This window comes from Bradyrhizobium sp. (genome assembly GCF_035935975.1).
Lineage (GTDB): Bacteria > Pseudomonadota > Alphaproteobacteria > Rhizobiales > Xanthobacteraceae > Bradyrhizobium.
The window spans coordinates 155766-174798 of sequence record NZ_DASYWN010000044.1 but is presented as its reverse complement, the minus strand read 5'-3'; the positions used below and the strand labels follow the sequence as shown (position 1 = coordinate 174798).

Sequence of the window (19033 nt, the reverse complement as noted above, 5' to 3'; positions counted from 1 at the left end):
TGCCGATCACTGGCGGCTCAGCCGTTCGGCACGTGTCGCGGCGAGATCAACGCCTGTTTCGTTCACAACGACCCCATAGTCCCCAAGTGCGGTGTCGGGACCGAAATAGCCTTCGCGCACGTCGTGCAGCACAGCTTCCGGATCACGCTCCAGCGGATTGCCGTAGCCTCCGCCGCAGGGGCCAAGGCAAATCAGACGGTCACCCGGCCTCGCCTTGAGATAGGAGACCTTCGAGACAAGATCCTTCGCAACTTGATTGTCTGAAACCAGCGTGATCGATGCGGTCCTGCCATCGTGACCGCCGTCATAGCCCCATGGCCGGTATTTGTGGCCATCGCCCTCGATCGAGAAGCCGCCGTCATTGAGAAAGGCGAATTCGCGCACGCTTCCGATGCCGCCACGCCAGCGGCCCGCCGGCACCGCCCCCTCGCGCAATTCGTAGCGGTTGACGCGCAGCGGCAGGTGCATCTCGATGTCTTCGATCGGGTTGTTCCTCGTGTTGGCATAGAGTGTGTCGACCGCATCCATGCCGTCGAGTCCGGCGCGGCCGCCATAGCTGCCTTCGAGGATCTCCATGTGAACCCAGTGCCGCCCATCCTTGAAGCCGGAGAACGACGCGATGCGGAGATTGCCGATACCTGCCGATACCTTGGTCGGCACCACCTGCGCCAACGCCTTCATCACCGTATCGGCGAGCTGATTGCCGGGACAGAAGCGCGCGATCACCGGCGCTGGAAATTCGGGGTTCGCAAGGCACCCCTTCGGCGCGACGATAGTGATCGGACGCGTCAAGCCCTCGTTCTGCGGAATGTTGCCGTAAATGACGCTATCGAGCAGGATCGAGCGCAGCGTCAACCAGACGGCGCAATCCACCGTTCCCTCAAACGGCATGTTGACCGGCTTGTCCGGAATCTGCGGCGCCGTTCCGGTGAGATCGACGACCATGGAATCGCCGCGAATGCGGAGCGTGACTGCCAGTGGCAAGTCCTTGCGGGCCGGATCGGGATCGTCGAGATAGCCGTCGATATGGCCGAGCGCGCCATAGTCGCCATCGGGCAGCGCACGGATCGCGTCGCGCATCAGTCGCTCGGAATAGTCCATGAGGTCCGCATGGGCGGCCCTGAGCTTGTCGAGGCCCCACGTGCCGATCAGTTCGAGATAGCGATCCGCTCCGATCCTGGCCGCCTTGATCTGGGCCTCCATGTCACCGACCACGAGATGCGGCGCGCGCAGATTGGCTTCCAGGATGTACCAGACCGGATCGACGCGGCGGCCCTGATCGTAGACTTTCACCGCCTTGAATTGCAGCCCCTCGGCGTAGGTGTCGACGGCATCGACGATACCGCAGCTCCCCGGCGAGAGGGCGCCGATGTCGAGATGATGCGCAGTCGTGGCCGAGAAGCCGACAAGCTCGTCGTCGTGAAACACGGGCACGCAGAAGGCAACGTCGGGACCGTGGCTTGCGCCGCCATAGGGATCATTGTGCATGATGACGTCGCCGGGACGGATCACATCGCCCCGCTCCTTCATCGTCTTCAACAGATGACGAATGTAACCGGGAATCGGACCAGACTGCAGTGGCGTCGACATTCGGCACTCGCAGAGCTGGCTACCCTCGGCATCGGTCAACGCGGTGCCGAAATCCTCGGACTCTCGGATGATGGACGAGTAGCTCATGCGCATGAGCTTGTGGCCCATCTCGATGGCGATGTTATCGAGCGCCCCCTGAATGACTGCAGCTGTGATCGGATCGATACGGCTTTCGCCCTTCGGCTGATCTGCGGTCATGCGCGGCCTCCCAAAGTGATGATGATGCTGCCCGATGGATGGACGCAGGCCTCCGCTCCCGGCGGCACGACCGTCGTGCTGTCCTGCTGGACGATGATGGCCGGCCCCGCGAAGGGGACCTCGACCGGCAGGGCCGTGCGCCGATAGACCGGCGTGTCGAACATTTTCAGCGCACCATTGATTCGGAAGGTGCAGCGGTTGCGGCGCAGCTCCGCTTGTGCGAGCGGGCCGCCCCTGGGCGCGCCTTGCGGCGGCAGCTTCGGCAACGCACCGGTGCCGGTGACCCGAATATTGACGATCTCGATGACGCTGGCCGTGAAGGCATGGCCATATTCCTCGGCATGCCTGTCGTGAAAATCCCGCCAGACCTTGGCCATCGCTTCCGGCGTCGTCGGACCTGGCGGGAAGTCTATCTTCAACTCGTAGCCTTGACCGACGTAGCGCAAGTCGCCACTGCGCAGGAAACTGACGGCATTGTCCGGCACGCGATCAGCCCTGAGGCGCGCGGCCAATGACGCTTCCATCTCCGCGAAATTGCGGCTCAGCCGATCGATATCGAGCGCCTGCGACGTCTGGAACTGCGTGCGCACCTCGTCATATTTCAGATCCGTCGTCAGCAACCCGATCGCAGAGGTGATACCGGGATATGGCGGCACGATGATCTCCGGGATCGACAGCATCGCGGCGACCTCCGCCCCATGCAACGGCCCGGCGCCACCCATGGCGATCAAGGCGAAGCGGCGCGGGTCGATGCCCTTCTGTACCGTGCGCGAGCGGATTGCGTTGGCCATGTTGGCGTTGAGCACGGTCAGCACGCCTTCGGCGGCCTCGTCGATCGGCAAGCCAAGCCGCTCCGCGAGCTCGGCAATGACCCGCTGCGCGGCTTCGGCATCGAGTTTCATGCCGCCACCGAGGAAATTATCCGGATCGAGCCGGCCGAGGACGATATTGGCGTCGGTGACTGTGGGTTCGTTGCCGCCGCGTCCATAGGCCGCCGGTCCCGGCACAGCGCCTGCGCTCTGCGGCCCGACGCGGAAGGCGCCGCCGCGATCGATATGCGCGATCGAGCCGCCCCCGGCACCGATCGTGTGCACGTCGATCATCGGCATCAGCAGAGGAAAGCCGGCCAGCGAGGTCGATCGCGCATCCGTCTCTGCAAAGCGGCCGTTACGAATGATGCCGATATCGGCCGACGTGCCGCCGATATCGAAGGTGATCAGATCGTTTCGGCCGGCGAGGTCGCCGACCCAGGCTCCCCCCAATACGCCGGCCGCAAGGCCGGACAGCAATGTCAGCGCCGGCTTCTCCGTCACCATACGCGCGGTTGCGGCGCCGCCATTCGAGGCCATGATCCGGAGTTCGCCGGCGATGCCGAGATTGGACAGCGCGGCTTCGAGATTGGCGATATAGCGTTCCACCTTCGGACCGATCGAGGCGGCAAGTGCCGCGGTGGTGAAGCGTTCGAACTCGCGGAACTGGGGAGATATGAACGACGAGGTCGTGACGAAAGCGTCCGGCATGACCTCTTCCACGATCGCACGGGCGCGGAGCTCATGAGCGGGATTGAGGAATGAAAACAGGAAACAGATGACGACGGCTTCGACACCCTCCGCCTTCAATTCTTCCGCCGCGCGACGGACGCCTGCTTCATCGAGAGCAATGAGTTCCCTGCCGTCGGGCGGTGCGAGGCGGCCGGCGACCGTCTTGCGATAGCGGCGCGCGACCGGCGGCCGGTTCTGCCAGGGTAGCTCCTGCATGATGGAGTAGTGCTCGACGCGCTGGTGCCGGCCGATATGCACGATGTCGCGAAAGCCTTCGTTCGTGATCATGCCCGTACGGGCAATCTTGTTCTCCAGCACCGCGTTGGTCGCCGTCGTCGTACCATGGAAGACGTAGGCGATCTCAGATGGCTTGGCCCCCGCGCTCTCGCACAGCTCCTTCACGCCCTGCATGACGCCGACGGACGGATCGTGCGGGGTCGTGGACACCTTGTGAATGACAACCTGACCGCTCGTCATGTCGCAGCAGACGAGATCCGTGAACGTTCCGCCCACATCAACACCGATCGTTTTCATCTCACCTCGTCTTCTTGCACGGATTGTCGACAGTCATGCCGCGGCGGATGCCGCCTCACGCGGGCTGGCTATAGGGGCGGAAATTCGCGAAATCCCAGTCGCGACCGGGAGCTGCGGTAATCAGCTCTCGCGTATAGGTGTGCTCGGGCGTCGCCAGCACCGCATGAGCCGTGCCGGCCTCGACCACCTGCCCGTCCCGCATCACCGCGATCCGGTCGCAGATCTGCGCGGCGACGCGCAGATCATGGGTGATGAAGAGGATGCCGACACCGCGCTCGTCGCAGATGCCGCGCAGGAGTTCGAGCACCTGCTTCTGAACGGAGACGTCCAGAGCCGAGACGGATTCGTCGGCGACGAGGACATCCGGATCGAGCGCCAGTGCACGGGCGATACAGATGCGCTGGCGTTGCCCGCCGGAAAACTGGTGAGGGAAACGCATCAGCATGTCCCGCGACAATCCGACCCGCTCGAGCAGCACCGCGGCGCGCTCATAAGCCTCGCTCTTCGGCGTCCCGAAATTGAGCATGCCTTCGACCACGATGTCACGCACACGCTTGCGTGCATTGAGCGAGCGGAACGGATCCTGAAATACGACTTGGAGGCGGCGGCGATGCGGACGGAGCGCTGTTTCTCCGAGCCGCGAGATGTCGACACCATCGAGCACGATCGAGCCCTGGGACGGGCGGATCAACCGGGTGATGCATCGGGCAAGCGTCGTCTTGCCGGAGCCGGACTCGCCGACAATGCCCAGGATCTCGCCGCGTCGCAGGCTCATGTCGGTCGCTTTCAGCGCGTGCACCGGCGGCCGGGGCGAAAAGAGGTCGCCGACCTTGTACGACATCGCCAGATTCGAAACGCTCAGCACCTCGGCATCGGTCGAGGCCGGCCTCTGCGGCGGCACCAGGCTCGGAACCGCCGATGCCAGCATCCGCGTGTAGTCGGCTTGCGGGTTCGACAGGACGTCCGCCCGGCTGCCGATTTCGACCATCTTGCCGCGATTCATCACGACGATCCGATCGGCGATTTCCGAGACGACTCCGAAATCATGGGTGATGAACAGGACAGCCGTGCCGAAACGTTGCTGCAATTCCGCGATCAGCAGCAGGATCTGCCGCTGGGTCGTGACGTCGAGCGCAGTCGTTGGCTCGTCCGCGATCAGGAGCTTCGGGTTCATGATCAGCGCCATGGAGATCACGATACGCTGACGCTGTCCGCCCGAAAGCTCATGCGGATAGGAGGCGTGGATGCGCTCCGGGTTCGGCAGCCGCACGGCCTCGAACATCTCCAGCACACGGCGGCGGCGCGAGGCCGCATTGCCCTCACCGTGCACCCGCAACACCTCCTCGACCTGCGCCCCGACCTTCTCGACAGGGTTCAGCGCGGTCATCGGTTCCTGAAACACCATCGACATGCGGGACGCCCGCATCCGGCGCAGCTCCTCGGCGCTGGCCGACAACACGTCCGCACCGTCGACCGTGATGCGGCCACCTGCGACTTCCAGTGCGGCTCGATCCAGCAGGCCCATCGCTGCGAGCGACGTCACCGACTTGCCCGAGCCGGACTCTCCGACCAGGCAGAGCGTCTCGCCGGCGCGAACGCCAAAAGTGATGTCATCGATGACCGGCGCACCAGATTGTTTCAACGCGACGGTCAGCCCCTCGATGCGCAGCACGTCAGCGGCCGCATTGATCTCCGTCATGGATCAGCCCCTACGCGCGAGTTTTGGATCGAGCGCATCGCGCAGGGCATCGCCAATCAGGTTGATGGCAAGCACTGTCAATGCGAGCGGGATGCCGGGAAAGAAGACGAGGCCGGGCCTGAGCTGGAAATAGGAGCGACCGTCGGCGATGATATTGCCCCAGGACGGGACCTCCGGCGGCAAGCCGACGCCAAGGAAGCTCATCACGGCTTCCGTCAGGATGGCCGACGCCAGGATGAAGCTGCCCTGGACGATCAACGGCGCCAGCGTATTCGGCAACATATGGCCGAGCAAGATGCGCCAGGCCGGCGTCGCAAGCGAGACTGCCGCCTCAACATAGGCTTCGTTGCGCAAAGAGAGAATGAGGCCGCGGACGAGGCGCACAACACGTGGAAATTCGGGAAGCACGATCGCGAGCAGCACCGTGACCAGATTGGCACCGGTGATAGCGACGAGCGCCACGGCGAACACGATCGACGGGATCGACATGATGCCGTCCATGACCCGCATCAGCACGCTGTCGACGATCGGGAAATAGCCGCAGACAAGGCCGATCACGAGGCCAAGCAGCAGCGAGGCCCCCGCCGCGACGACGCCGACGACCAGAGACGTCCGCGCGCCGTAGACGACGCGGGCAAACAGATCGCGCCCCATCGTGTCGGCGCCGAACCAGAATTGCGCCGAAGGCGGCTTCAACCTGTTCACGGCGTTGATCAGAATCGGATCGGCGCTGGTCAGCAGCGGCGCGAGGATCGCAACCAGAACAAGACACACCAGGAAAGCTGACGCAGCGATCGTAAGCCCGTTGCCGCGCAGGCGTGCGCGCCACTGCCCGGCACGGCGCTCCCGTGCGGCAGGCAAGACGGCTGACATTTTCATGTCGAGTTCTCCCACCGATCAGGACCGGATGCGAGGATCGAACACCATGTAGAGGACGTCGACCGCGAGGTTGATGAGGATGTAGATCAGCGACAGGAGCAGCATCAGGCTCTGGATCAGCGGATAGTCGCGCGCAAGCACCGACTCCACCATCAGCCGGCCAAGACCGGGGATATTGAAGACGCTTTCCGTCACGACCACGCCGCTGATCAGGAAGGCTGCGCCCGAGCCTGCCACCGTGACGATCGGCACGGCTGCGTTGCGCAGCGCATGACGAAGCACGACGCGCGCCTCGGGGACGCCCTTGGCCCTGGCCGTCCTGATGAAATCTTCGCCCAGGATCTCCAGCACGCTCGAGCGGGTGATGCGCGCGATGAGGGCGACGTAGATCGCCGACAGCGTCAGCGTCGGCAGCGTTGCCGTTTGCAGAAAACGCATGGGATCCGTCGCGAGCGGGGTGAATCCCTGTACCGGAAACCAGCCAGCGTTCAGCGAAAAGAGGTAGATTAGCGCATAGCCGGTGACGAAGACGGGCGTCGAGAAGCCGAGCACGGCCATCATCATCACCAGGCGGTCGCTAAGCCGGCCGCGCGCCCAGGCGGCGTAGACGCCCATGGGAATGGCGACCAGCAGGGAGAATGTCATCGTCGTCACGGCGAGCGAGAGCGTCGGCCCGATGCGCGACGAGATCATCTCGGCGACCGGCTTGTGCGAATGCAATGACGTTCCGAAATGCCCCTGGCCGAGCTGACCCAGCCAGTAGAAAAACTGGATGTGGAGCGGTTGATCGAGGCCGAGCCGTGCGCGGATCTCGGCAAGCTGAGCCGGAGAAGCCGAATCGCCAGCCATGATCGCTGCCGGATCGCCCGGCGCGAAATGCAGCAGGGCAAACACGATCAGTGCGACCACCCCCATCACGGGGATGGTCATCACGGAGCGTCTGACGATATAGCCAAGCATCGTCCTACGGCGCGCCCTTGGAGACGTTCCAGAAGACGTTCGCCGGCGCCGGCAGTACGCCCTTGACGTCCTTGCTGTAACCGCTGATGCGGGCGAAAGAACCAAGAGGCGCGAAGACACCTTCGTCATAGACGATCGACTGGATCTTGGTCGTGATCTCCTTGCGCTCGGCTTCCGACCCCGCGGTCAGGAAGGCCTTCGTGAGCTGCGGAATGGCGGGTACGTCGGCCCAGCCGGCATAACCGCCCTTGCCTTCAGCCACGATCATGAAGTTGCGCAGCGGCTCCTGGATTTCCGTGTTGTGCCAGCTGGTGATGAAGATGCTCCAGCCACCTTCCGTCGTCGGTCCCTGATTGGCACGGCGCGACAGCATGGTCATGAAGTCCATCGCCTGCAAGTCGACCACAAAGCCTGCGGCGCGAAGCTGCTGGGCCATGACCGGAGCGATCGAGGACAGCGCGGGAATGTCGGAGATGTGCAGGATGGTAACCGGCTTGCCGTCGTAGCCGGCTTGCTTCAGCAAGGCCTTCGCTTTCTCGACATTCGGCTTCATCACCATCTCTGCCAGGACATCGCTCTCATACGGCAGCCCGCAACCGAACACCGCACCACAGAGCTTGTAGTTTTCCGGCGCGCCAAACTGGGCCTGCATGACTTCCTGCTGCCCGATAGCCCAGAGCGCCGCCTGGCGGACCAACTTGTTGTTGAACGGCGCCTGGAGATGATTGAAGCGATAGCTGATCTGGTAGCCAAGCTGGTCCAGACGCGCCGTCGTCACCTTCGACGCGTTCACGAGCGACATCAGGTCGGAATTGATGTTCTGGACGTAATCGACTTCGCCATTGTTCAGCGCGTTCAGCGAGGTCAACGGATCGGCCATTTCGATACGCGTGACCCGATCGACCTTTGCGAGCTTGCCGCCGGCAAACCAGCTCGGCTCTTCCTTGCGCGGCACGTAGCTCTCGTTCTTGACGTAGACCGCCTTGACGCCCGGCTGATATTCGTCGGCCTTGAAAATAAACGGCCCGGAGCCGGTATAGTCGGTGATCGCCTCGGTCACCGGGGTTTCCGCGACTTTTGCCGGCATGATGAAGAGCGGAACGCCACTCGGCTTGGCAAAGGCGTCGAGGATGACGCCGGACGGGGTCGACAGCGTGAGCGAGAAAGTCTTGGCATCGGCGGCAGAAACGTCCGAGGTGATCGACATCAGAGCGATGCCCATGCGATCGCGTTTGCCCCAGCGCTTGATCGACGCGACCACGTCCGCCGCGGTGACGGGAGCGCCGTTGTGCCACTTCAGGCCGTCACGCAGCGTGAACGTATAAACCTTGCCGTCCTCGGACACCTTGTAGCTATCGACCATCTGCGGATGAATTTTCTGCTGCGCATCGAGCGCGAACAGCGTGTCATAGATGAGATAGCCGTGGTCACGCGTCTGGTGCGAGGCGCTGAGGATCGGATCGAGATTGCCGAGCCGGCTTTCCATCACGATCTTCAGCTCGCTTCCCGTTGCCGGTGCGCAGATTAACAACGTCGATACGACGGCAGCCAGAAGCGACGATGCCGTCTTCATGTGCAGCTTCATTTCAATCCCCTAAATTGCGCGGTGATGCAGTGCCTCCGCGCGGGCTTCATCGCGGATGAGGTCGTCGGTCAGTCTAGCGTTTGAACGCCGGATAGCTTTCCGGTGAAAGGATGTTGATGTCGCGATGGGCCCAATCCTCGCGGTGCATGTTGGCCCACATGTGCTGAGCGCCCGCCTGCAGATCGGCCAGCAGCGCATCAACGTCGTAGCCCGGGACGACACGATCTTTCATGACAAACTTGCCGTCGATCATCGTTGCGTTCAGGTCTTCCGCCTGCGCGGAATAGACGATGTTGCGCACGGGATCGCGCATCGGCGTCATGAACAGGCTCGCACCTTCCCAGAAAAGCAGGTCGGCCTTGGCGCCAGGTGCGATCCGGCCAAGATCGTCGCGGCCAAGCGCCTTCGCGGCCGACAATGTCGCGGAGTTGAACACGTCGGCGGCGGTCGCTACCTCCGTCCGCCGGTCCATGATCTTGCTGATGACGGCCGTCCAGCGCAGCGCCTCGATCATGCTCTGCGGGCAGGTGTCCGTCGCCAGGGTCATGTTGACACCCCGCGCCAGGTATTTGGAATAGCTCTCCATCGCGATGCCGCGGCGGGCGAACACCCAGACCGCGTGCGCGACATTGGTGCCCGTGTCGGCGAGGATGCCGACGTCGTCAGCGTGATAATTGGTCCAGCTCGATCCACCGGGCATGATGACATGGCCGAGGATGACGTCGTTGCCGAGGAAGCCGATCTTCTCCAGCCATTCGACCGGCGAGCAGCCGTTGCGACGAACCATCTCCTGGAATTCCGGCACCGATTGCGAGACATGCAGCGCGAGCGGCACCTTCAGTTCGGTCGCCATCTCGCGCGAGCGGCGCAGCAGCGCCTCGGAGCAGGTATCCACCTGCACCGGCGTCAGAAAGCCCTTGATCCTGCCATTGGAGCGGCCATCGACTTCCTTGATGAAATTGACCGCGTGCTGCATCGCTGCCGCGCCGTCGTCGGGCGACCACTCGTATTGAACGCTCTTGCCGTCCTTCGTGTACCAGCGCCCCGAGCGGTAGAACTCGCCGATATAGGCACGCAGTCCGGCCTTCTCCGCCTGTTCGGCAACATACTGGCCGTGCCTGCCCATCTCCACGACGGTCGTCGTGCCCGTACGGATCAGCTCCGGCATGGACGCCGCAACCGACGCACGGCGCGCCTGGTCGGTAATGGCACCATCGCGCGCCGTCAGAAACTCGAAGAGACCGGAGAGGTAGAAATTCCGCGGGCCGCGATCCTCGACGAACGAGCGGTCGAGCGGCGACTCGCTCAGATGCGTGTGCGTATTGATGAAGCCCGGCGTGACGATCTTGTCCCTGGCATCGATGATCTCGTCGGCCTGACCATCGAATTCGCCGCCGCCAACATGCGTGATGCGGTCGTCCTCGATGACGACCACGCCGTCTTGCAAATGCCGATGACCGCCATCTTGAAAGGCAATGACATGGCCTGCCCGGACCACCGTTCGCACCATCGGCCACTCCTTGATATCGAATTATGTATCCATAGTTTGCATCATGATTTTGGATTGTCCATCAGAAAATCCGATCATTTCGACGCCAGGCGCCCATCGCATAGGCACCCAAAAGCCCATTATTCCAGCGCATGAACGCTCATTTGCCTCCGCGCATGCCGGGCGCCAGAACCGCGTTGAGTTTCCAGGCGAGCCCGCCTTTGACATTTTCCGTATGATGAAATCGCACCTCGAAGGCGCAGCACGCCCCGTGGCTTCACGCCCGGCGCTACGCGCGGGCTTCGGGCGGAAATGCCACGACGTCGTCGGATCCCACGATCAGTCCCACTTCAGTGCCGGCCGGGCACGAAAACAACGCGGCGATCCCCGGCGCGCGCAGCAGGATGGGCTCGCACACAACGCCGGCAATCTCGATGTAGAGGTCGATGTGATCGCCCTGAAAGACCTGCGCCGTCACCGTTCCGCGCAGCGATCCCGGCGTGCTTTCCGACGTCACGGAGAGATGCTCCGGCCGAATGAAGACGTCTACGACGTCGCCAACGGCGAGCGTCGCGAGCGGCGCCGCCGGGACCTCAAGGCGCATGTCGCCGACGGATACTGTTGCGACCTCTCCGCGCCGCTCGACGAGCCCCCCAGTGAGCACATTCACGTTCCCCACAAAGGATGCAACGAAGCGATCCGCGGGACGGCGGTAGACATCACCGGGCGCGGCGATCTGACGTATGCGCCCCGCCGACATCACCGCAATACGGTCGGACATCGACAGCGCCTCGCCCTGGTCGTGGGTCACGAAGATCGTGGTGACGCCGAGCTCGCGCTGGATCTGCTTCAGCTCAACCTGCATCGACCCGCGCAGATTCTTGTCGAGCGCCGAGAACGGCTCGTCGAGTAACAGCACCTTCGGCCGGATCACGAGCGCACGCGCCAGCGCGACGCGCTGCTGCTGGCCGCCCGACAGCTGGCGCGGCTTGCGATCACCGAAGCCGTCCAGCTTCACCAGCGCCAGCGCCTCGTCGACCCGGCGCGCTATATCCTTCCTGTCGATCCCCCGGGTCTTCAGACCGTAAGCGATGTTGTTGGCGACGCTCATATGCGGAAACAGCGCATAGTTCTGGAAGACGATGCCGATCTCGCGCTGGTGGGCCGGCGTTTCTGTGACCAGCGCGCCCTCGATGAAGATCTCGCCACTATCGGCCTCGAGAAAGCCGGCAACGAGGTTGAGCAACGTCGTCTTTCCGCAACCGGACGGTCCGAGCAGGGTCATGAACTCGCTCGGCTGGATCTTCAGCCAGGCCTCATGAAGCGCAACGGAATCGCCGTAGCGCTTGGTCACGCCGTCGAGCTGCACCGCCGGCTGGCCTTGCCGGCCCGCCTCGCTGCCCGCAATCGCGCCCGTCCGATCAGTGTGCATCAACATTGAGGATTTTCTCGAGACCAAGGAACGCATTGGCGAGGCTCAGCAGCAATGCGGTGACGGCGATATAGATCACCGACAGCGCAGCCAGCGTCGGATCGGCAAACTCGCGCACGTAATTGTACATCGCAACCGGCAACGTCTGCGTCGCCTGGCCGCTGACAAACAGCGTGGCCGTAAACTCGTTGAACGACAGGATCGCGGCAAACAGCCAGCCGCTCAACAGACCAGGCAGCAGCAACGGGATCGTTACCGTCAGCAGAATACGGCCGGGTGTGGCGCCGAGGCTGGAGGCTGCGAGCTCGAGCCGGTGGTCGAGGTTTTCCAGCGATATGAAGGTGCTGCGCATCACGAATGGCAGCACCAACAGCACATGGGTCAGGACAACAAGCGGAAAGCCGCGCCCCACGCCGCTCTGCGACGCCAGGATCAGCACCCCCAGGCCGATGGTGTAATGCGGAATGATGAGCGGCGACAGCAGGATGCCTTCGAGCATCGACTTGAGCACGAAATTGTAGCGATGGATCGCGATGGCAAAGGCTGCGCCAACCACGAGTGCAATGCTTGATGCCCATAACGTGACCGTCAGGCCATTCCAAAAGCCCCGACCGAAATCGCTGTAGGAGAAGGCCCGCCAGAACCAGCGCAGCGACCATGCCTGCGGGGGAAACGCCAGAATCGCACGGTCATTGAACGCGGTGATGGTCACGACGATGCCAGGCAGCAGCACGAACAGAAGGATCGTGACGACAAGCACACGCCCCGACCATCTCAGCGCCATGGCAGTGGGAGACCGCTTCATGTCGGGCTCGCCAATCGTTCCAGCGGCCGGGTTGCCTGCTTCAGCAATGCGATGACGGCCAGCGATAGCGCGAGGCCGATGATCGACAGGCTCGCCGCAAAGGGGAAGTTGAAGGACGAGAAGCCGAGCTGGTAGATCAGTGTCGATACCGTGCTGACCCGCCCGCCGCCAATCAATTGCGGCGTCGCGAAGGCGCTGAACGTCCACGCGAACGCGGTCGAGAAGCCCGCGATGATGCCCGGCATCGACAATGGCAGCGTGATCGTCAGGAAGACCCGGATCGGTCCCGCGCCGAGGCTCTCCGCCGCCTTTTCGCAATTCCGGTCGATATGCGACAGACCCGCGGCCAGCATGATGACCATGATCGGCATCGTCACATGAACCAGCGCAGCGATGACGCCTCCTGCCGTGAACATCATCTGCATAGGCCGCTCGACGAGACCAAGCTTCATCAGTAGCGTGTTCAGGAAGCCATTGTTTCCGAGCACGATCATCCAGGAATAGGTCCGCACCACTTCACCCAGGAACAACGGCGTCACCGCCGCGATCAGGATGAAGGAGCGCACCGCGGAGCTTTTGGTCCGGACGAGCGCATATGCGAGCGGATAGGCCAGGATCAACGTGAACGCCGCCGTCTCGAAGCAGAGCAGGATCGTGTTCCAGAACGCAAGCGCATAAAGCGGCCGGAGCATGGCCGCAAAGTTCTGCAGCGTGAACCCACCCACCTCCAGCGAACCCGGAATGTAAGTTCTCATGCTGAACTGAAATACGGCTGCCATCGCAGCCGTCAGCCCCAGCGCGGCAAGTCCGGCCGGCGAGACGAACCATCCCAGAAAGGGGCGCTTGGTCAAGGTGAACTCCGCGCTGGAAATTGCGGCCCGGCCTTGGCCGGGCCGCTGCTTGCGGTCAGGGAGCCATGATGTTTTCGGCGAACCACTTCCGCCACTCGGCGGTCTTTTCGGCGCGCAGCTTGTGATCGATGATCAGGGTCTGATGCGCCCATTGATCGGGCGTCGTGAACACGCCCGGGAGCGAGGCCACCTCCGGCGGGAGCTTGGCGTTGTCGACCACGGGGCTCCCCTTCTTGAGATTGGCGATCTGCGCCTGGACCGCCGGATCGAGCGCGATATTCAGGAATTTGTAGGCGAGATCGGCCTTGGTCGTCCCCTTGGTGATCCCCATCGTGTCGACGCCGAGCACGGCACCTTCCTTGGGGATGACGAGCTTGATCGGAACCCCCTGATCACGCATGTAGTAGGCATTCATCGACAGCACGACTTGCACCGGTGTTTCTCCGGTCGCGAACATCTGCTGGCTATTGGCATCGTTGGTGTAGAAGGCCTTGTAGTTCGGCTTCAGTGCCCTCAGCTTGTCCTTGCCGGCCTCCCAATGCGCCGGATCTGCGCCGGACAATTTTGCGGCGACGGCGATGACGTGGCTGGGATCGAAATCGGGCGACGAGATCATGCCTTTCAGCGCCGGATTCCAGAGACCTTCCCAGCTGTCGAAGCTGACACCCTTCGGCAGTTGATCCGGCAGGTAGCCGATCGTGTAGACATAGGCCCAGGCGCCGATGTGATACGGGCTGATCTTGGCCTGCTCCACCAGATGCGCGGCATTGGGTATCTTCGAGAGATCGAGCTTCTCGAACAGATTGTCATTGGCGTAGAGCCAGCCGACATGCGCCGTCGTGAAGGTGATGTCGCTCTCGGGCTTGCCGGCAGCCAGCTTGGCCTGGTTGAGGCGATCCATCGTGCCGCCCGTGACGTACTCGACCTTGACTCCGGTCTCCGCCGTGAACTTCTTCGCGATCGACTCGTCGATCAGATCGCGAAAGCTGCCGCCCCAGGTGCTGACGACAATCTTCTCTTCAGCAGAAGCAGCGGACGACCCGCCTCCGACGATCAGCACCGACGACAGCACCATCATGAAGTGCTTCAGGACACGTTTCATCTCGACCCCTCACAACAATGTTTGACATGGATCGGAAAGCAAACGGCATGCCATATAATTCGTTAACACCTTGAAAATACTCAAGAAAATACGCGCGCGAACATGCCGATCCCTCGCCCGAGAGATCGGCACTCATCTTGAAAAAGTCTGACGGTCGATCAGCCCTGGCGCGATCCGATCATCAAAATTTCGGCGATCAAATCGATCTCCGTCAGCTTGGCGAGACATCAGAGATCCGGATTTGTCACGGCGAGCGCGACACCCGGTTCGCTCATGCCTGTTCGAGCAGCAGTCCGATATGGTCCGCGGCAATCCTCATCCGTGCAGCCGGCTCGCTCATGATGTCTTTCCATCGATGCGATCCGACAAGCCGGCCGACTTCTTCACGAAATCGAGCGGGCCGGAGAAATCGAAGTTGTTGTAGACCGCGGCCAGATGGTTGAAGTGCGGCGCCTGGGCGAATTGCACGAACGTCAGGCGATGACCGGCATAATCCGAGTTGAGGAGATCGCGCGCAAAGGCAAGCAGCTTGCGGCGATCGTCGGCCTGCCATTGATCGTTCAGGGAGTAGAACTTGTTCAGCCACTCTCCACTGCCCTTGGCATCGAACGCATTCGCATTGGGCGTGATGCAGATCTGTCCGCCGCACAATTCGCGTGCGATATGCATCATCGCCGGTAGCTGCGAGCAGGCAAAGACGCGTCCCGCGTAGAGCATGGACTGCTGCGGCATTAGCAGCCCTCCCGAGCTTTTCTCCGCCATCGCGATCGACGCCGTGAGATGCGCATTGATGCCCTCGCGGTAGCAGACGAGATCGGCGAGCTTCTCACGAACCGACTGGAGCTTGTCGAGGCCGGTCTGCTTCGCGTTCCACATCGCCGCCCCGATCATCATGTCGGCAACGTAGAGCAGCCGCAGCACATAGGGAAATGCCGAATAGCGATGGAGCGTCGAGCGCACGAACTGGGCGGCCCGCGTGTGGCGATAGAAAAAGACGTCCTCCCAGGGGATCAGGACATCGTCGAACACGACCAGCGCCTCCACTTCGTCGAAGCGGTTGGCGAGCGGATAGTCCTGCGGGTTACTGCGGCTGGCGAAACCGCTGCGGCAGATGTGCTTGACGCCGGGCGCACCCATCTTGACGATGCAGCCGACCGCATAGTCCGACAGCTTCTCGGTCGACCATGCGCCGACGGTGGGCTTCAAATAGGCCTGGTCGGCATAGGCGGCCGCGGTTTCGTATTTCGCGCCCCGGATTACGATGCCGGCGTCAGTCTCGCGCGTGACATGCACCATCATGTCGGGATCCTGCTGCTGCGGCGGCAGCGAGCGATCGCCCTTCGGATCGGTGTTGGCGGAAACGTGAAAGACGTCCTTCTCGACCACGGCGCGGATGTGACGGTCGATATTTGGCGCGAAACGCGGATCGATCTCGGCCAGCACGTCGCGACCATCGGTCAGCGACCACATCTCTCCAATGGTTTCGTCACCGACGCGCGTAACAACGCCGGAAATGTCCTTCATGAAGTGATCGAGAGCCTTGATCTTGTCGTGCCAGTCCTTCTGGACCGTAGGGGGCTTGTAGAAGATCGAATGCCGCTCGTTGCCCTCGACATAGGTGAGATCGCCGCTGTAGCGCTCTTCATGCGCCATGTCGTACATGCGCGCCTTGACGTCGATGATCGGCTTCAGCGCCGGGTGCGTGGTGACGTCCTTGACACGCTCACCATCGATCCAGACTTCGCGACCATCGCGAATGCCCTGCTTGTACTCTTCGCCCGTGCGGATCATCGATCGGCTCCTGTTGCACTGGACGAAAAGGTGCCGGAGCAGCTAGCATAAGGAAAATATAATTATCTTTGGAGATGCATAGGAAAACACGATGAGGTTCTCTCTCCGCGCCCTTCGGTACATGGTCGAAACGGCCGACGCGGGGAGCGTGACCGAGGCGGCCAAACGCCTGAACGTATCGCAACCTTCGATTTCCGCGGCGCTAGGCCAGATCGAGGCTGAACTCGGCATTCAGGTCTTCGTGCGGCATCTGGCAAAGGGCGTTACGCTATCGCCGGCCGGCCAGCGCCTCGTCAACGATGCTCGATTGTTACTCAATCATGCGCGCGATTTTGCGCAAAGTGCACAGTCCCTCGGCAATACGCTTCATGGCGAGATCGTGGTCGGGAGCTTCCTGACCCTGGCCACGCGCTTCATGCCAGGATTACTCTCTGGTTTTCGCCAACGGCAGCCCGGCATCTCGGTCAAGCTGGAGGAAGGCAACCAGCAGGAAATCATCGATGCGTTGATGTCGGGGCGAACCGAGCTCGCCCTCTCCTATTCGTTCGCTATGCCGGACGACATCACGGGCGACAAGCTGTGCGAGCTGCCGCCCTATATCCTGCTCTCGGCCGATCATCCGCTGGCGCGGAGTCCTGCGATCAGCCTCGGGGAACTGCGCGACGAACCGTTCATCCTGCTCGACCTGCCGCATTCGCGCGACTATTTCTTCGGCCTGTTCGCCGCCGCCGGAATCGAGCCCCGCGTCGCCTTCCGGAGCCGCTCATTCGAAATGATCCGCGGCCTGATCGGTCATGGACAGGGCTATTCGATCCACAATGCGGTGCCGCGCACGACCATCGGTTACGACGGCAGCCGCATCGCCGTGGTGCCGATCGTCGAGCCTTTGCCGCCAACCCACGTCACCGTGCTGCGGCTGAAGCGGCACACGCCGCGTCCTGCGGTTCAAAGCTTCGCCGACTACACCCGCGATGCCTTTGCGATCGGCGGCCTGTTCGGTCCGGGATCAATAGCCCCGCCTGGGGTCGACGCGACTTAGTAACGGCTCACCGATCCGGGACCGGCGGACGTTTTCGCCGATCTGCCGGGCCGCGGACGCCGGCAGCGCGATTGATGCCAGATGTGGTGTGATCAGCACATTGTTCATGGTCCAGAGCGGGCTTTCCGATGGCAGCGGTTCGGTTGCGAACACGTCCAGCGTCGCCTCGGCGATATGACCGGTTCGCAATGCCGCGATCAGCGCAGCTTCATCGACAATACTGCCGCGCGACACGTTGACGAAGGCGGCCCCTGGCCTCATCTGCGCCAATCTGGCGGCATCGAGAAGCCCGCGGGTCGCCGCGGTCTGCGGCAGCATGCAGACGACGATATCGCTGTTCTCGAGCACCACTTGCAGCGCTTCGGGACCGGCCGATGTCTCAATGCCGTCGACCGCCTTCGGCGAATTCGACCAGCCGCGCACCCGAAAGCCCTGACGAGCGCATTCGATCGCAGCGGTCAGGCCGAGTTCGCCAAGACCGAGCACGCCGACATTGATCGTCTCTGGATCGCGCGGATGGATGTAGTGCCAGCGCCGCTCGCGCTGCGCCCGTTCGAAGACGGGAATGTTGCGCGCATGCCGCAGCACCGCGAACAGCACATAGCCGGCCATCATGCGTGCCATCTTTGGATCGGACAGGCGGGTGATCGGTACGTCAGGCAGGTCGGCGCGCCCAACCAGCGCATCGACGCCGGCGCCGAGATTGACGACGAGGCCGAGGTTGGGAAAGCGTGCAAAGAAGCCATGCGGCGGCTTCCAGACCAGCGCGTGCCGGACACGGCCGACATCGTCGATATCATCGGCCTGGCGCAGTTCGACATCCTCGGCCGCGAGCGCCGCATGCCACGCGTCGAAATCGTCATGGGCGCTATAGAACGCCATCAACTCCGATGTCATCGAGCCGCCTGCTCCGCGAGCAACCGGGAGACGGCCGTCAATGCGAGTTCATAGCCGAGCGCGCCGAGGCCGGCAACGACGCCCGTGGCCGCGCGTGACACATAGGAGTGATGCCGAAACGGCTCACGCTTCCAGATGTTGCTCATATGCGCCTCGATGATCGGCCCCTCGAAGGCGAGCAGCGCATCGAGAATGGCAACCGATGTGTAGGTGAGCCCGGCAGCATTGATGACGACGCCGGCGGCCTTCTCACGTGCTTCCTGGATCCAGTCGACGAGAACGCCTTCGTGGTTCGACTGACGGAAATCGAGCGCGAGCCCGAGCGTGGCGGCATGATCCTCGCAGCGCTTCCTGATCGAGACGAAGCTCTCGCGGCCATAGGTTCCGCTGCGATCCAGGCCGTAGAGATTGGCGTTCGGACCATTGAGGAAATAGATCGTCGGTTTCGTCATGGATGCGCTCACAGCTCCGCCGAATAGAGGCGACACTCGCCTCGGCCGCTGGCGATGCAGGACGCATACCAGTCAAGACGCGCACGGCCACACGAACAGTAGCCAGCAGGATGACTTGGACGAAAATCGAAAAATCCTATGGAGTTCGACGGATTTCGATATGCGCTACGGGACGTTTGGCAACGCGAC

The 19033-nt window shown here is 62.5% G+C and carries 15 protein-coding genes; 1 reads left to right on the top strand and 14 read right to left on the bottom strand.

What is annotated here, in order from left to right; all coding sequences use genetic code 11:
* Window positions 1-6 precede the first annotated feature (6 nt).
* The 12 genes from VGR99_RS27070 to VGR99_RS27015 all read right to left on the bottom strand — a co-directional run bounded on the left by VGR99_RS27070 (window position 7) and on the right by VGR99_RS27015 (window position 16456).
* Window positions 7-1788 (bottom strand): hydantoinase B/oxoprolinase family protein, encoded by a 1782-nt coding sequence (locus VGR99_RS27070; protein WP_326902874.1) that lies wholly within the window; start codon window positions 1786-1788, stop codon window positions 7-9.
* Window positions 1785-3863, bottom strand: a complete 2079-nt coding sequence (locus tag VGR99_RS27065) for a hydantoinase/oxoprolinase family protein (RefSeq protein WP_326902873.1) — start codon at window positions 3861-3863, stop codon at window positions 1785-1787. The genes VGR99_RS27070 and VGR99_RS27065 overlap by 4 nt, the downstream gene beginning before the upstream one ends.
* 55 nt (window positions 3864-3918) lie before the next feature.
* Window positions 3919-5562, bottom strand: a complete 1644-nt coding sequence (locus VGR99_RS27060; protein WP_326902872.1) for an ABC transporter ATP-binding protein — start codon at window positions 5560-5562, stop codon at window positions 3919-3921.
* A gap of 3 nt (window positions 5563-5565) precedes the next feature.
* Window positions 5566-6441, bottom strand: a complete 876-nt coding sequence (locus VGR99_RS27055; RefSeq protein ID WP_092216384.1) for an ABC transporter permease — start codon at window positions 6439-6441, stop codon at window positions 5566-5568.
* A gap of 18 nt (window positions 6442-6459) precedes the next feature.
* Window positions 6460-7401: an ABC transporter permease gene (locus VGR99_RS27050; RefSeq protein WP_326902868.1), complete on the bottom strand. Its 942-nt coding sequence runs from the start codon at window positions 7399-7401 to the stop codon at window positions 6460-6462.
* Window positions 7402-7405: 4 nt separating this feature from the next.
* Complete coding sequence (locus tag VGR99_RS27045) at window positions 7406-8986, bottom strand: ABC transporter substrate-binding protein (RefSeq protein WP_326902866.1); 1581 nt, start codon at window positions 8984-8986, stop codon at window positions 7406-7408.
* Window positions 8987-9059: 73 nt separating this feature from the next.
* Window positions 9060-10496 carry an amidohydrolase family protein gene (locus tag VGR99_RS27040; protein WP_326902864.1) on the bottom strand — a complete coding sequence of 479 codons (1437 nt, stop codon included), beginning with the start codon at window positions 10494-10496 and terminating at the stop codon, window positions 9060-9062.
* A 268-nt stretch (window positions 10497-10764) separates the two neighbouring features.
* Window positions 10765-11913: an ABC transporter ATP-binding protein gene (locus tag VGR99_RS27035; RefSeq protein WP_326902863.1), complete on the bottom strand. Its 1149-nt coding sequence runs from the start codon at window positions 11911-11913 to the stop codon at window positions 10765-10767.
* Window positions 11897-12619: an ABC transporter permease gene (locus VGR99_RS27030; protein ID WP_326902861.1), complete on the bottom strand. Its 723-nt coding sequence runs from the start codon at window positions 12617-12619 to the stop codon at window positions 11897-11899. The genes VGR99_RS27035 and VGR99_RS27030 overlap by 17 nt, the downstream gene beginning before the upstream one ends.
* A gap of 89 nt (window positions 12620-12708) precedes the next feature.
* On the bottom strand, window positions 12709-13563 hold the full coding sequence (locus VGR99_RS27025; RefSeq protein ID WP_326902859.1) for an ABC transporter permease: 855 nt from the start codon (window positions 13561-13563) through the stop codon (window positions 12709-12711).
* 55 nt (window positions 13564-13618) lie between these two features.
* Window positions 13619-14665 carry an ABC transporter substrate-binding protein gene (locus VGR99_RS27020; RefSeq protein ID WP_326902858.1) on the bottom strand — a complete coding sequence of 349 codons (1047 nt, stop codon included), beginning with the start codon at window positions 14663-14665 and terminating at the stop codon, window positions 13619-13621.
* A 336-nt stretch (window positions 14666-15001) separates the two neighbouring features.
* Window positions 15002-16456, bottom strand: coding sequence for a 4-hydroxyphenylacetate 3-hydroxylase family protein (locus VGR99_RS27015; RefSeq protein ID WP_326902857.1), 1455 nt, complete (start codon window positions 16454-16456; stop codon window positions 15002-15004).
* A gap of 91 nt (window positions 16457-16547) precedes the next feature.
* Here VGR99_RS27015 and VGR99_RS27010 point away from each other — a divergent pair, with 91 nt between their 5' ends.
* On the top strand, window positions 16548-17495 hold the full coding sequence (locus VGR99_RS27010; RefSeq protein WP_326902855.1) for a LysR family transcriptional regulator: 948 nt from the start codon (window positions 16548-16550) through the stop codon (window positions 17493-17495).
* Here VGR99_RS27010 and VGR99_RS27005 read toward each other — a convergent pair.
* Window positions 17463-18392, bottom strand: a complete 930-nt coding sequence (locus VGR99_RS27005; protein ID WP_326902853.1) for a glyoxylate/hydroxypyruvate reductase A — start codon at window positions 18390-18392, stop codon at window positions 17463-17465. The genes VGR99_RS27010 and VGR99_RS27005 overlap by 33 nt on opposite strands.
* Window positions 18389-18844, bottom strand: coding sequence for a type II 3-dehydroquinate dehydratase (locus tag VGR99_RS27000; protein WP_326902851.1), 456 nt, complete (start codon window positions 18842-18844; stop codon window positions 18389-18391). The genes VGR99_RS27005 and VGR99_RS27000 overlap by 4 nt, the downstream gene beginning before the upstream one ends.
* Window positions 18845-19033 lie beyond the last annotated feature (189 nt).